Annotated in this window: 10 protein-coding genes; 5 read left to right on the forward strand and 5 right to left on the reverse strand. The window is 69.7% G+C overall.

Annotated elements, in window-relative coordinates:
• Positions 1–16 precede the first annotated feature (16 nt).
• Genes OO69_RS05085 through OO69_RS05095 form a run of 3 tightly spaced genes read right to left on the reverse strand, consistent with a single transcriptional unit; the run spans position 17 to position 3,394 of the window.
• On the reverse strand, positions 17–886 hold the full coding sequence (locus OO69_RS05085; protein WP_051800768.1) for a carbohydrate ABC transporter permease: 870 nt from the start codon (positions 884–886) through the stop codon (positions 17–19).
• 12 nt (positions 887–898) lie between these two features.
• A complete protein-coding gene (locus OO69_RS05090; RefSeq protein ID WP_033279165.1) occupies positions 899–1,894 on the reverse strand; it encodes a carbohydrate ABC transporter permease in 996 nt (331 codons plus the stop codon).
• A gap of 9 nt (positions 1,895–1,903) precedes the next feature.
• A complete protein-coding gene (locus OO69_RS05095) occupies positions 1,904–3,394 on the reverse strand; it encodes an ABC transporter substrate-binding protein (protein WP_033279166.1) in 1,491 nt (496 codons plus the stop codon).
• 259 nt (positions 3,395–3,653) lie between these two features.
• Between OO69_RS05095 and OO69_RS05100 the strand changes: the two genes are divergently transcribed.
• Positions 3,654–4,691: a LacI family DNA-binding transcriptional regulator gene (locus OO69_RS05100; RefSeq protein WP_078652291.1), complete on the forward strand. Its 1,038-nt coding sequence runs from the start codon at positions 3,654–3,656 to the stop codon at positions 4,689–4,691.
• Entirely contained in the window at positions 4,688–6,652 is a 1,965-nt protein-coding gene (locus OO69_RS05105) for a DUF2264 domain-containing protein (RefSeq protein WP_033279168.1), read from the forward strand. The genes OO69_RS05100 and OO69_RS05105 overlap by 4 nt, the downstream gene beginning before the upstream one ends.
• 54 nt (positions 6,653–6,706) lie before the next feature.
• On the opposite strand, the gene OO69_RS05110 is transcribed toward OO69_RS05105, so the two are convergent.
• Positions 6,707–7,801, reverse strand: a complete 1,095-nt coding sequence (locus tag OO69_RS05110) for a glycoside hydrolase family 6 protein (protein WP_033279169.1) — start codon at positions 7,799–7,801, stop codon at positions 6,707–6,709.
• A gap of 116 nt (positions 7,802–7,917) precedes the next feature.
• Positions 7,918–10,194: a glycoside hydrolase family 9 protein gene (locus tag OO69_RS05115; protein WP_051800769.1), complete on the reverse strand. Its 2,277-nt coding sequence runs from the start codon at positions 10,192–10,194 to the stop codon at positions 7,918–7,920.
• A 223-nt stretch (positions 10,195–10,417) separates the two neighbouring features.
• Here OO69_RS05115 and OO69_RS05120 point away from each other — a divergent pair, with 223 nt between their 5' ends.
• The 3 genes from OO69_RS05120 to OO69_RS05130 all read left to right on the forward strand — a co-directional run bounded on the left by OO69_RS05120 (position 10,418) and on the right by OO69_RS05130 (position 14,677).
• Complete coding sequence (locus OO69_RS05120; RefSeq protein WP_199810886.1) at positions 10,418–11,803, forward strand: GH1 family beta-glucosidase; 1,386 nt, start codon at positions 10,418–10,420, stop codon at positions 11,801–11,803.
• 76 nt (positions 11,804–11,879) lie between these two features.
• Entirely contained in the window at positions 11,880–12,881 is a 1,002-nt protein-coding gene (locus OO69_RS05125; RefSeq protein ID WP_033279171.1) for a LacI family DNA-binding transcriptional regulator, read from the forward strand.
• A 122-nt stretch (positions 12,882–13,003) separates the two neighbouring features.
• The gene (locus tag OO69_RS05130; RefSeq protein WP_033279172.1) at positions 13,004–14,677 is read left to right on the forward strand and encodes a glycosyltransferase family 2 protein; all 1,674 of its coding nucleotides are present in this window, start codon (positions 13,004–13,006) and stop codon (positions 14,675–14,677) included.
• The last annotated feature ends 34 nt before the right edge of the window (positions 14,678–14,711 follow it).

The following is a 14,711-nucleotide window of genomic DNA, read 5'->3' on the forward strand; positions in this document are numbered from 1 at the left end:
CGGCCGCCGCTCCCCGCTATTGCTTGACCGCGCCCGCCAACCCGTTGATGAAGAAGCGCTGCAACACGATGAAGATCAGGACGATGGGCAGCAGCGTGATGACCGAGCCCGCGCAGACCAGGGTCCAGGCGGTGGAGTTCTGGCCGATGAAGTTGAACATGCCCACGGACAGGGTGTGGAGTTCGGGCCGGGAGAGGGTGAAGACCAGCGGGATGAAGAAGCTGTTCCAGGCGTTGATGCAGGCGAACAGGCCGACGGTCGCCAGCATCGGTCCGGACAGCGGGAGCATGATCCGCCAGAAGATCTGGTGGAAGTTGGCCCCGTCCACGCGGGCCGCGTCCTCCAACCCCCGGTCGATCGTCGTGAAGTAGCCCATGAAGAGGAAGGTGCCGAAGACCATCCCGCCCGCCGACTGGACGATGACCACGGACCAGAGGGTGTTGAGGAGATGGAGGCGCTGGATGAGGTCGAAGACCGGGATGATCGTGTAGCCGTGCGGCAGGAACAGCGTCACGCCGACCAGGCCGAGCCAGATCTTCTTGCCGGGGAAGTCGGTGCGGGCGAGGACGTAGCCGGCCATCGAGGTGGCGAGCAGGGTGACGATGACCGTGCCGGTCGCGAACAGGACCGTGTTGACGAAGAACTTGCTGAAGTCCGCCTGGGTCCAGGCCTCGCTGTAGTTGGACCAGTGGAACTCGGACGGGATCGGGTTGAGCCCGCCGGAGAAGAAGCCGTCGGTGCTCTTCAGTGAACTGCCGAGCGCCCACAGGAACGGGTAGAGCCAGACGAGGCCGCCGCCGAACAGCGCGAGATAGAGCAGACCGCGTCGGCCTCGGCGCAGGCTCAACTGCGTTCGCAGGCGCGGGCGTTGGGACAGTGTGGACATCGACGTGACCCTTTACTGGTTGGCGGCCGCGCGGCGGCGGCTGATCCCGCGCAGGGCGAGGACCTGGAGCGCGGAGAACACGATGAGCAGCAGTCCGTAGAGGAACGAGGCGGCGGAGGCCAGGCCGATGTCGGGCTCGGCGGCGGCACCGGCCGAGCCGCCGAAGGCCAGGTGGTAGATGTACGTGTTGACGACCTCGGTGGCGAAGTACGGGCCGCCGCCGGTGAGGACCTGCACGAGGTCGAAGACCTGGAAGCTGCCGATGAACGCCAACACCACGATGACGACGCCGACTTGGCGCAGCATCGGGATGGTGATGCGGAAGAAGGACTGGACCGGTCCACAGCCGTCGAGCTTCGCCGCCTCGTACAGCTCGGCCGGGATGGTCTGCAGTCCGGCGAGGAAGTAGACGAGGTTGTAGCCGAGGGTGTGCCAGATGCCGATGGCGATGATCACGGCGAGCGCGGTGTGCGGGTCGCCGAGCCAGTCGATGTGCCCGTCCGTCATGCCGGTCTTGGCGAGCAGACTCCCCGCCGAATCACCGAAGTTGGCGAGCATGAGCTGGATGACGACGCCGACGACCGCGGCCGAGGTGACGACGGGGATGAAGTAGACGGTCCGGAAGAACAGCGCGAACTTGAGCTTCGGGTTGTTCAGCACCAGCGCGAGCGCCAGCGCCAGCAGGAGCTGCACCGGGACGAGGACGAAGGCGTAGACGAAGGTGTGCTCGACCGCGCCCCAGAAGATGCTGTCGCTCAGGATCTGCCGGAAGTTGGCCAGGCCCACGTAGTTGCCGGGCTCGCCGATGCCGTTCCAGCGGTAGAAGGTGTAGCCGAAGGACGCGAAGATCGGGTAGACCACAAAGGCCAGGAGGAGTACGGCCATGGGAGCCAGGTAGAGGTACGACCACTTGGCTGCGCGGATGCGGCGGCCGAGGCCGGGGCGGGCGGCGACCGGGGGTGGAGTCGGGGGCGTTCGCCGACGCTCGCGGGTGTCGAGGAGTGACATGGTGACGGCTCACGCCTTCTTCTTCGTGGTGTACGGCTTGGTGGGGTCCCAGTCCGGGAAGACGTAGTCGGACGTGCTGACCTTCTTGCCCTGCTTGGCCACAGCGGCGACCGCGTCGGACAGGAGCTGGAACTTCTTGTCGGCCAGGCTGGTCAACGCGCCCTGGACGTCCTTGATTTGGCCGGTGTAGACGCCGGTCACCACATCGCTGATGTCCGGCTTGGGGACGCCGGGCGCGACGCCGGCCAGCTCCGGGTTGCGCACGAGGGGCACCGGGCCGCGCAGTACCTGCTCGGTCATGCCGATGAAGGCGGCGAAGGGCTTGGAGTCGATGCCGTCCGGGTTGTTGTCGGCGGGGTGGGCGGAGACGCCGTTGAGGTCCTGCACCCAGCGGCGCCCGGCGGCGGGGGACGTCAGCGCGTCGAGCCACTGGAACCCCTCGTGCGCCTTCTTGCTCTTGGCGGAGACCGCGGCGAAGGTGCCGTTGCCGACCGGGTCGGCGTAGTAGAAGCCCTTCGGTGTCGTGGTCGGCGAGGGCAGGGTGACCAGGCTGTAGTCGGTGAACTTGTGCTGGGTCCACTCGGGTTGGTTCCACACACCGCCGACGGTCATGCCGAACTTGCCGCGCTCGAAGAAGGCGCGGGCCGCTTCGTCGGACAGGCTCACGGAGTTGGGGTGGAAGAAGCCGCGCTTCTTCCATTCGACGAACAGCTCCAGGAAGTCGGCGTACGCGCGGTCGGTGCCGAACGTCCATTTGCCGACGCGGTAGTCCATGCCGGTGCCGGGCACGGTGGGGGCCCCGCCCGGTGCGCCGGCGCCGCGCACGAACAGGTCCAGCCACCAGGCGAGGACGCCGATGCCGTCCGCGTTGCCGAAGCCCAAGCCGTACGACTTGCCGCCGCTCTTCTTGGTGATCGTCTGGGCGGCGCTGGTGACTTCGTCCCAGGTGCGGGGGATCTTGACGCTGCCGTCGGGGTTCGTCAGGCCGGCGGACTTGAAGACGCCGTGGTGGATGTAGAGCTGGAGCTGCGGGCCCGAGCCCTTGAGCGGGGCCGAATAGACCTTGCCGTCAAAGACGTTGGCGCCTTCCAGGAAGGTGCCTTCGGGGAAGCGTGACTGCCAGGCCGGGGTCGCCCACTCGTCGAGGGGGTGCAGCCAGCCCTTGGCGACCTGCTCGGCGACGCTGGGGACCTGCGGGATCATGAAGACGTCCGGCGGGTTGCCACTGCGGTTGGCGAGCGCGACCAAGTCCGGGTATTTGGCGTTCTGTTGGGTGGTCTTCTTGACGCTGACTCCGCTGTGGCCCTTCTCGAAGAGCTCTATCTCCTTGTCCACCCAGGGGGCTTGGGTGACGTACCAGTCCCAGTAGGTGAGCGCGTCCGCCGCCGAGGAGGGGGAGCCGGAGCCGCACGCGCTCAGTCCGCCGCCCAGGGCGAGGGTGCCGGCGCCGAGTGCGGCGGTGCGCAGGAGGCCGCGTCTGGAGACGTTCGACGAAGTCATCTGATGTTCCTCCGAGGCATGTAACGTTCACTGAACCGGTTACAGGAACTGGGACGTTATGGGGACGACACACAGCCGTCAAGAGGTTCGACAGCGCTTGGGAAACTCCGACAGGTACCTGCACCTGGGGCGTAGAGAAACCCTCGCCAGTTGTGTAACTTTTTCATCGGTGTTACTTACATCGGCAGTTCACCGGGGCGAGGAGAAGCAGAGCATGGCTCAAGGTCGGGGTTCCGCAGGTCGGGCGACGATCCGTGACGTGGCATCGCGTGCGGGCGTCTCCGTCGCCACCGTCTCGCGGATTCTCAGCGGGGCGTACACCGCTCCCCCGGCGACGCACGACCGCGTCATGCAGGCCGTGCAGGACCTCGACTACGTCGTCAACGCCAACGCCCGCTCCCTGAACACGAGTTCGGGGCTGGTCGCGATGGTGGTCAACGACATCACCTCGCCGTTCTTCATGAACGTCGCCTCCGGGGTGGAGGAACAGGCCGTCGCCGACGGCCGGGTCTGCCTCGTCTGTTCCACCCAAGGTGTCCCGGAGCGGGAGTTGTCGGTGATCGAGCTGATGCGCCAGCGCGGTGCGGAGGCGATCATCCTGGTCGGCGGCATGGCCGAGACCGAGGAGCATCTCGCCCAACTCACCGCCGCAGCCGAGGGGTTGGAGCGCGCCGGTTCCCGGCTGGTGCTCTGCGCCCGGCCGTGGAAGGGCGGCGCGAAGGCGCCGGTGGACGTGGTGGAGTGCGACATGGAGAGCGGCGCCTTCGCCGCCACCAGCCATCTGCTCTCCGCCGGTCACACCCGGGTGGCCCACCTGGCGGGCCCGCACGAGTTCAGCGTCGCGGGCCAGCGCCTGGAAGGGTACGAACGGGCGCTGCGCGCACACGGCGTCAAGCCCGACCCGGCGCTCGTCGCCGAGAGCGACATGACACGGGAGTCCGGATACGAGGCGGCCTGCCGCCTCCTCACCGACACCGACGCCACCGCAATCTTCTGCGCGAGCGACATGAGCGCGGCCGGTGCCATCGCCGCCGCCCGCGACCTGGGCCGCTCGGTCCCCGACGACCTCTCCGTGGTCGGCTTCGACGACATCCCGCTCGCCGAGGACCTCTACCCCCGGCTGACCACCGTGCACGTCCCCCAGCAGGAACTCGGCCGCTCCGCGACCCGGCTGGCCCTGCACCGGCGCCCCATGGACCCGCCGAGCCGCCGGGTGGTGCTCGGTTCGCACGTCGTCGTACGCCAGTCGGTGGCGCCCCCGGCCCGCCTCAACCCCGTTGGAAAGGTGGACAGTTGATACCGGAGGACCGGCTCCTCTCCCCACACACCGGCTGGACGCGCACCCACTGGGAGTCGCTGGCCGACGCCCAACTGACCGCCGTCCGCCCGTACTCCACCGACCACCACGCCCTGCTCCACCTCCCCGGCCCCGCCAGCCGCAACGGCCGGCACAGCGACGGCCTCGAAGGCTTCGCCCGCACCTTCCTCCTCGCCGGCTTCCGCCTGGCCCAGTCCGGCGACAACGACCCGTACGACCACGCCAGTTGGTACGCCGAGGGCCTGACCGCCGGCACGGACCCGCACTCCCCGGACCACTGGCCGGGCATGCGCGAGTGCGGGCAGGCCAAGGTGGAGTGCGCGTCGGTGGCGATCGCGTTGCACGAGACCCGGCCCTGGATCTGGGACCGGCTGGACGACGCCGTACGGCAACGGATCGTCACCTGGATGACCGACCTGCTCGGCAGCGAGGTCCCCGACAACAACTGGGTCTGGTTCAGGGCGATCACGTCGGCGTTCCTGCGCTCGGTCGGTGCCCCGTGGAGCGCGCCCGACATCGACCACGCGATCGCGCGCACCGAGGCCTGGTACGCGGGCGAGGGCTGGTACTCCGACGGAAGCGGCACCGGCGGCCCGTTGCGCCACTTCGACTACTACTCGGGCTGGGCCATGCACTACTACCCGCTCTGGTACTGCCGTATCTCCGGCGCCGACGCGGACCCCGCCCTGCTCCCCCGCTACCGGGCCCGCCTGCGCCGCTACTTGGACGACGCCCAGCACCTGGTGGCGGCCGACGGCGCCCCGGTGTACCAGGGCCGCTCGCTGACGTACCGCTACGCGACGCTCTGCCCGCTGTGGGCGGGCGCCGTCTTCGACGCCACTCCCCTGCCGGCGGGCCGTACCCGCCGCCTCGCGAGCGGAGTCCTGCGGCACTTCACCGAGGCGGGCTGCTTCGACGGGCGCGGGCTCCAACCGCTGGGCTGGCACGGGGAGTTCACGGCCATCCGGCAGCCGTACTCCGGGCCCGGTTCGCCGTACTGGTCGAGCAAGGGCTTCGCCGGGCTGGTCCTGTCGGCGGATCACCCGGTGTGGACGGAGAAGGAGGAGGCCCTGCCGATCGAAACCCGGGACGTGCGGCGGACGTTGACCGCTCCGGGGTGGCTCGTCTCCGGCACGGCGACGGACGGTGTCGTACGCGTCGTCAACCACGGCAGCGACCACGCCTTCGGTGACGGCACCGCCCCCGAGGCGGACGACCCGGTCTACAGCCGCCTCGCCTACGCCTCCCACGCTGCCCCCGACAGCACGGAGTCGAGCCTCAACGACCCGCTCGACTCCCACATCGCGCTGCTCGACGCCGACGAACGCCCTTCCCACCGCCGCCCGTTGACCCGCCTGCACCTGGGTGTGCGCACGGCTGTCTCCCGCCATCGCGCGCACTGGCCGGTCGGCCCGGCGCCTGCCCCGTATGCCCACGATCCCGCGCCCAACTTCCGTACGGGGCCGTGGATCACGACGGCGTCCGTACTGAATGGACCGCTGGAGGTGCGGCTCGTTCGGGTCGACGGGGCGGCAGCGCAGGAGCCGTTGCGGCTGCGGCTCGGTGGCTACTGTCTGGCCGCGACCGAGCAGCCGGAGGTGCACCTGGGGCCCCAGCCTGCCGCATGGGTGGGCAGGCCAACCGGCCTGTCCAGCACGGTGATTGGGCTGCGCGGTTTCGACGAGGCGGGCATCGGCACCGCGCGCGACGCCAATGCCTTCGGGCCGCACTCGGCGACACCCTGGCTCGCCACGACGGCGGAGGTCCAACTGGGCACGGTGTACGCCGCGTTGGTCTGTCTCTCCGGGGTGGTCGTGGGGTCGGGTGCCGCCGAAGCCGTACGACTGGAGGTCTGTTACGACGGTGACGGCAGCGCTCTTGCCTCCGTCACGTGGCCGGACGGGACGGAGGACAACGTCCGCCTGGAGCCGCCGAGTTGAGGAACGGGCCGGGGTGGGACGCGGGCTGTCAGGGACCCGCGCCCCACCCCGCGATCACGTGCCGTCGATGAGCCGGACGGCGAGATCGGGACTGAACTGCCCGGCGGGCACGGTCGGCCCCACACCGCACTGCCCGTCGGAGTTGCCCGGTGTCTTGACCCACAGCAACAGGTCCTCGGCGCTGCCCACCCGCGGGGTGACGCCGAGTTTGCGTCCGGCGGGGTTGCACCATTCGCCGTTGGAGCCGTTGCCGTTGCGGCTGGTATCGACGGCGAAGTGGGAGGTGTTGCCGAGCGCCGAGTTGATCGAGTTGCCGTAGGTCTCCGAGGACGGCGTGGTGTAGAAGTTCGAGACGTTCAGGGAGAAGCCGCGGATGTTGGCCACGCCGGCCGACCTCAGGCGGCTCGCCATGGTCGCCGGGTCGACCCAGTTGGTGTGTCCGGCGTCCAGGTAGGCCCAGGTGTTGGGTGCCTTCTGCTGGAACATCTGGGTGGCGTAGGACAACATCGCGAGGCGGTCGCTGATCTGTGCGCTGGTCAGGCAGCTGAAGTCCGAGAGGGCGTCCGGCTCGATGACGACGACGGCGGGGTGGGTGCCGACCGCCGCCGCGAAGGTGGAGATCCAGGTGCGGTAGGCGGCCACGCTGCCCGCGCCGCCGGAGGACTCGCCGCCGCACGCGTCCCGGCCCGGGATGTTGTACGCGACCAGGACCGGCAGTTTGTCGTGGCTGTCGGCGGCGCCGACGTACCCGGACACGGCCGGTCCGATCCCCGCGCTCTCGTTGGCGAACCAGCGGGCGATCGGCTGGGACGCGATGGCCGACTGGATGCGGGCGGCGCGGGAGTCGGTGGGGTTGTTGCGGACCCAGACGGCCGGGCCGGAGTCGGGGTTGGAGTAGAAGCCGCTCGTCAGGGAGACCGGGCTGGCGGCTGCGGCCGAGTTGGCCGTGAGGAGCGGGAGCGGGGCAACAAGCAGACAGATCAGGGCAGTTCGGAGCGAAGCTGTCTTGAGCGAGGCTGTCTTGAACGAGACGGTCTTGAGGGTGGCGGTTCGCCGCGCGGCGGATTTCCGCGGGCCGGATTTCCGCAGGCCGGTGTTCAGTGAGGCGGTCCCCATCGGGATGGTTTTGAGCAGGGCTTTCCAACGCATGGCGCGTCCCTATCTCTTGGCGTGGGGCTGCCGCAGGCCCCTCGGCTCGGCTCCGGCCGCGCTCGTCCAAGCGCGGCCGGAGCCACGGCGATCCATACCGTTCGACCAGGCGGCGCTCAGCGCGCGGAATCGGCGGCGAAGGTCGCCACCCAGGCCAGCGCGGAGTTCCAGTTGATGGCGACCTCGTTGGTCGAGTACGAGTAGATGTCGTCGATGTAGCAGGTCGCGGGGGCGCAGCCGACCAGGTTCTGCTGCGCGACCGGGTCCTGGAGAGCCGAGTCGGGGCCGCCGGCGAGCGAACCGGCGGGCGGGCTGGGCAAGTTGGCGTCGATCTGGTGGGCCCAGATGCGGTTGTGCTGGTTGTGGCTGGCCTGGGTGCCGTAGCCGGTGACGAAGGACTGGTTCAGGGCGTTGCGGCCGAGGAGGTAGTCCATCGACTCCAGGACGGCGCTGCGGTAGCTGTCGCGGTGGGTGAGGTCGTAGGCGGTCGCGATGACCATGGCGTTGTTCGCGGTGACGCTGTTGGAGCCCCACACATAGGCGCCGTCGGTGGGCAGGTTGGGGTTCGGGTAGCCCTGCGACCGCTCGTCGCGTACGAAGCCGTCGGCGACGGCCAGGACCCGCTTGCGGGCGGCGGCGACCATGCGGGCGGGGAAGCGGCTCGGCAGCCGGACGACGGTGAGGTCGGCCAGCGCGCCGGTGTCCCGCCAGGAGAAACCGGCCGGGGTGATCTCCGTGTCGATGCGGGACAGGTAGGCCCGGTCGTGCGTGGTGGCGTACAACTCCGTTGCGGCCCAGGAGAATTCGTCGGTCACGTCCGTGTCGGCGTACGCTCCGCCGCCGACGCTGTCACTGCCCGGTGCGTACACGTCGGGGTGGGCGAGCGCGGCCTTCCATGCGGTCTCGGCGGCGGTCAGGCAGGTGTGCGCGAAGACGGCGTCGTAGCGGGCCCACACCCGGGCACACTGGGCGCCCGCGGCGGCCAGGTTGAGGGTCGCGGCCGTGGACGGGGCGTGCAGGTAACGGGGTTGGGAGTCCTGGTCGGGCCGGGTGGGCAGCGCGGTCCAGGCCAGGTCGTGGACCTTGTGGTGGACCATCCCGGCCAGCGGTTCGCCCGCCGGGACCTGCATGCTCAGCAGGAACTCCGTCTCCCAGCGGGACTCGTCGAGGACGTCCGGGATGCCGTTGTGGTTCTCGGGGATGCTCAGCAGCCCGTCGCGCAGGCCGGCGGTGTCGCCCTCGGCGCGGGAGCGTTCGTAGGAGTCCATCAACTGCCAGTCGGCGAGCGCCCCGTTGACGACGTACTTGCCCTGGTCGCCCGCGTCGTACCAACCGCCCTGCACGTCAAGGGAGTAGTCACAAGTGCCGGGCAGGCAGGGCACGTCGGTGTCGCCCTTGTTGGGTGCCACGCCGACATGTCCGGCGGGCCGGGCGTAGGCGTCCCCGGCGTACTGCGCCTCGATGGGCGTGCCGCTGCGGACGTCGTAGAAGTAGCCCAACGCGTCTTTGCTCAGGGCCTTGTAGGGGTTCTCCGCGATGGCGAACGGATAGCTGGTCGCGTCCCCGACCACGAGTGTGTAGCCCGTGCCGGCCTTCCGCACCGAGCTGAAGTCGGCGATGTGTACGTGGTCGCCTGAAGCGGCGTCCGTGCCCTGGACGTGGGTGCGTCCCGTCCTCACCACCTCGCCCGAGGCGTCGAGCAGGCTCCAACGCACGCGCTTCGTCGACGAGTTGACGATCGACGCCTCCTTCGGGCCGTGCACCGCGTAGCCGTACTGGTTCGTCCGCACCGGGGAGCCGAAGTCGCGTCCGCCGCCCGGAGGTATCGCGCCGCCGGTGAGGGAGACGTCGTCGAGGCAGAGGGTGAACGGCTGGGCGGCGCCGCCCTGTTGGAAGGAGAGCTGGGCGTGCAGGTTGGCGACGGTGGAGTTGCCGGTGAACTGGAAGGTCTTCGGTGTGGTGGTGATGGCGGCGGTCTTGTTGAGGGTGGTCGTGAACGGGGCCGCGGGCAGCTGCAGTACGGCGTGGATCGACACGTCCCGGGTGGCGGAGGCCGTGAAGCGCAGGGTGTACGGCTGGCCGGCCTCCAACGGGATGTCGTTCTGGCCGATCATCGAGTCCCAGACGTTGACGGTCCCGCCGGGGACGTCGGCGCACAGGCGGCCCAGGTCGACGGTGGAGGGCGTGTTGCCGCTGCTCCACCACGAGGTCTTACCGTTGTCGAACGTGCCGTTGAGCACCCGCTCGTAGGGCGCGTCGGCGGCCTGCGCGGACGTCACGGGAAGCACGGGGGTCGCGGCCAGGGTGGCGACGGTCAGGGCTGGCGCGAGGAGGACCGCGGCCCATCTGGTCCTGCGGAATCTGGTCGTATGGAAGCTGGTCCTGCGGAACATACCGAGCCCTTCTCGGTGACAGGGTCGGCTCGGTGCGGCGTCAGTGCCAGATGGTGAGCGGGGCCGACGAGGCTGTCAAGTCTTCACGCACAGAAGCCTTTTCCTCGTCCGGACCCTTCACAGAGTGAACGTCCCACTCCTACTCTGCGACTGTTAGCGCTTCCAGTTTCTTCCGGAGGCATCGCACAGGAACCGGCCCGAGCTGTGGCGTCACCCCAGTTCCATCCCAGGCCAGGAAGATTCCCGCAGACGGAGGTTCAACTCGGTGAGCACGTTCGATCCCGGCTTCCTGTGGGGCGCCGCCACGTCGAGTTATCAGATCGAGGGCGCGGTCACGGTGGACGGCCGGGGGCCCTCCATCTGGGACACCTTCGCGGCAACTCCGGGCGCCGTCCGGGGCGGTGACACCGGAGCCGTCGCGGCCGACCACTACCACCGCTTCCCCGAGGACATCGCGCTGATGGCCCAACTCGGGCTGCGCGCCTACCGGTTCTCCCTCGCCTGGCCCCGGATCCAGCCCACCGGCTCCGGCCCGGTCAACCAGCGCGGCCTCGACTTCTACCGCCGTCTCACGGACACCCTCCTCGACCATGGCATCCAGCCCTGGCCCACCCTCTACCACTGGGATCTGCCCCAGTCCCTGGAGGACGCCGGCGGCTGGCCGGTGCGGGACACCGCCGAGCGGTTCGCCGAGTACGCGGCCCTGGCGCACGAGGCGTTGGGCGACCGGATCACCCACTGGACCACCCTCAACGAACCCTGGTGCTCGGCCTTCCTCGGCTACGCCACGGGCCGCCACGCCCCCGGCCGTCGCGAGCCCGCCGCCGCCGTCCGCGCCGCCCATCACCTGCTGCTGGCCCACGGGTTGGCGGCGGAGGCGATACGCGACGACGCCTCGCACGTCGGCGTCACGCTCAATCTCACCCATGTCACCCCGCTCAGCGCCGACCCCGCCGACCTGGACGCGGCCCGCCATGTCGACGGCATGCAGAACCGCCTCTTCCTCGACCCGTTGCTACGCGGCGCGTACCCCGACGACGTACTGGACGACCTCCGCGAGGTCACCGGCGCCGACCACATCCGCGACGGCGACCTGAAGCGGATCGGTGCGCCGCTGGACCACCTGGGCGTCAACTACTACGCGCCGATGCTGGTCGCGGGCAGCACTGGACCGGTCCAATCCGCCTATGTGGGCTCGCCGTCGGTCCGTGTCGCCGACGGCGGCCGGCCGAGAACGGCGATGGGCTGGGAGATCGACGAGCGGGGACTCCTCGACCTCCTCCTGCGTCTCAAGGCCGACTACCCGGCCGTACCCCTGTACATCACGGAGAACGGCGCCGCCTTCGACGACGTCGTGGAGGAGGACGGGGTGCACGACGCGGACCGGATCGCCTACCTGGACGGCCATCTCCGTTCCTGCGCACGGGCGATCGGCCAAGGAGTGCCGCTCGAGGGCTACTTCGTCTGGTCGCTCCTCGACAACTTCGAGTGGTCCTTCGGCTACGGGCCCCGTTTCGGCATCGTGCACGTCGACTACGCGACCCAGCGCCGTACACCGAAGGACAGCGCCCGCTGGTACGCCGAGGTCATCCGGAGCGGCGGCCTGTGACGCTGTCAGCGCTTACAGTGCTGCTACCGCCCGCCCCTCCGCACTCCACACTCCGTACGAACGGGAGCCGCCCCACATGACTACACGGCCGCCGACGCTGGACGAGGTGGCGCTGCGCGCCGGGGTGTCCGTCGGAACCGTCTCGCGGGTGATCAACAACCGCCGGCACGTCAGCCAGAAGGCGCGGCAGGCGGTGGAGAGCGCCGTGGCGGAGCTGGGCTATGTGCCGAACGTGGCGGCCCGTTCGCTCGCCTCGCAGCGGCGCGGCGCGGTGGTGCTGGCGATCTCCAGCGACGACCCGGCGCTGTTCGCCAACCTCTTCTTCGCCGAGGTCATCACCGGCGTGAACGCGGTCGTGGAGGAGACCGACCTCGAACTCCTGCTGATCCTGGCCGCGGGCGAGCGGGGCCGGGCCCGGCTCACCCGCGTCCTCCAGTCCCGGGGCGCGGACGGCGTCATGCTGCTGGCCCTGCGCGAGAACGATCCGCTGGCGAAGGTCGCCGAGGCCGGGAACGTCCCCGTCGTGCACGGCGGCCGCTCCCTCGAGAAGGCCCCGCGCTATTACGTGGACGCCGACAACCGGGGCGGGGCCCGCGAGGCCGTGGAGTACCTGATCTCGACGGGCCGCCGTGCCATCGGCACCGTCACCGGGCCGCTCGACATGCACGCGGGTGTCTCCCGCTACCTGGGCTTCCGCGAGGCGGTCGCGCTGGCCGGTCTGGAGGACCACCGGGTGGCGCACGCCGACTTCAGCGAGCTGGGCGGCGCCACGGCGACCGCCCGCCTCCTCGACGAACACCCGGACCTGGACGCCCTGTTCGTCGCCTCGGACGCCATGGCGGCGGGCGCCCTGCACGTCCTGCGCGAGCGCGGCCGGTCCGTCCCCGGGGACGTCGCGGTCGTCGGCTTCAACGACATCCTCACCGCCCGGCACACCCAGCCCGCCCTGACGACGATCCGCCAGCCCATCGTGGCCCTCGGCAGCGAGATGACCCGGATGCTGGTGCGCGTGCTGGCCGGCGAGGAGCCGACGCCGCTCATCCTGCCGACGGAATTGGTGATCAGGGAATCCGCGTAGCGCGGCGGTCCCGGCCGTCCGGGCCCTCGCACACTCGGTAAGGCGCACCCCAAGAGCCGTACAACTAATCCCCAACAACAAGTGTCTCGTAGGGCAACAACACTTGTCCCGGGGGGGATATTTTGATCAAGGTAAGCGTTGTCGTACCCGTGTACAACGCCGGTTCCTACATTGACCGTTGTGCGCCTTCGCTGGTCAACCAGAGTCTGGGGGCCGACGCGTACGAGGTCGTGTACGTCGACGACGGGTCGACGGACGACTCCGCCGAACGCCTCGGGCGGCTGGCCGAGACGCATCCGCACGTCCGGGTCTACCGGCAGGAGAACTCCGGCTGGCCGGGCAAGCCGCGGAACGTGGGGGTGGACCGGGCCAAGGGGAAGTACGTCCAATTCGTCGACCAGGACGACGAGTTGTCGTACGAGGCGCTGGAGCGGCTGTACGCGCTGGCGGAGCGCAACGGGTCGGACATCGTGCTGGGCAAGGTGCACGGGACGATGCAGGGGCCCAGCAATGTGTTCAAGCGGACGGTGGAGCGGTGCACCGCCGCCGACGCCCCGCTCTTCGAGAGCCTGACGCCGCACAAGATGTTCCGCCGGGAGTTCCTGCGCGAGCACGGGATCCGCTTCCCGGAGGGGCGGGTCAGGCTGGAGGACCAGCTGTTCATGGCACGCACCTACGTACGGGCCAAGACGGTGTCGATACTCGGCAACTACCCCTGCTACCAATGGAATCGGCGCGAGGACGGCGGCAACAACAGCAGCCGTCGGATCACCGCGGACGACTACTACGGCCACCTGGACAAGGTCGTGGAGGCGATCAAGGAGGGCACCCCGCCGGGCGACCTTCAGGACCGGCTGCTGCGCCGTTCGTACCGTGTCGAGCTGCTACGGCCGGTGAGTGAGCCGCGCGTACTGCGGCGCAAGGGCAAGGACTTGGAGGAGTACTTCACCACTGTCCGCCGGATGGCGATGACGAGTTATCCGCCGGGGGTGAGCGAAGGCCTCCCGGCGATCAGTCGGCTGCGGGCCGAACTGCTCGTACAGGACCGGCTGGACTCCCTGGTCGAACTCGCCCGCCGCACCGAGCAGATCAGGGCGCGGGTAGAGATCGACGACATGCGCTGGCGCAACGACAAGCTGGTGATCCGCACCCGCGTCGGCATGGTCCGCGGCGACGGCGAGCCGCTGACCGTCATGGAGCGCGACGGCCGGATGTTCCTCGACCCCCAACTCCTTGACGGCATAAGGGGAGCGGAGAACTGGGAGGTCCCCGACCCCTTCTCCCACACGTACGGGGAACTCATCGTGCACGACACCGCCGACAACCACTGGTGGTACCCCGAAGGGGAGTTGACGCCGACGTTGGAACCGCTCGGCGGAAACCTCCACCGCGTCGTAGTCACCGGCGAGACGGTCATCGACCCGCTGACCCTCACCGGTGACGCGCCGATGAACCCCGGCGCCTATCAAGTCTGGGCCAGCGCCCAGCTGTTGGGCGTTGGACGCCGCCCCCGGCTGGCCGCCGCCCCGGGCAGCACCCGCATCCTCCTCGGCACCGTCGCCGTAGGCACACCGCAGCGTCTCGTCTCCCCCACCTGGGCCGGGCCGGGCGGCCAACTCCGCCTCGCCGTGGGCGAACCCGGCCGGATCGGCACCACCCGCCGCGTCCTGCTCCGCACCACCGCCGACCACCGGCTACGGCACGGCGTCCGCGAGGTGCTGCGGCGACTGCCTCCCGGCGCCCGCAAGAACATCCGCGCCACGGCGCGACGGGCGGAGGGCTGGATGCTGGGGTAGCGGGAACCGGGGGCGGGGATCCGGGATCGAGGGC

Origin of the sequence: Streptomyces sp. NRRL F-525, from assembly GCF_000716605.1 — a bacterium.
Classification (GTDB): Bacteria; Actinomycetota; Actinomycetes; order Streptomycetales; family Streptomycetaceae; genus Streptomyces.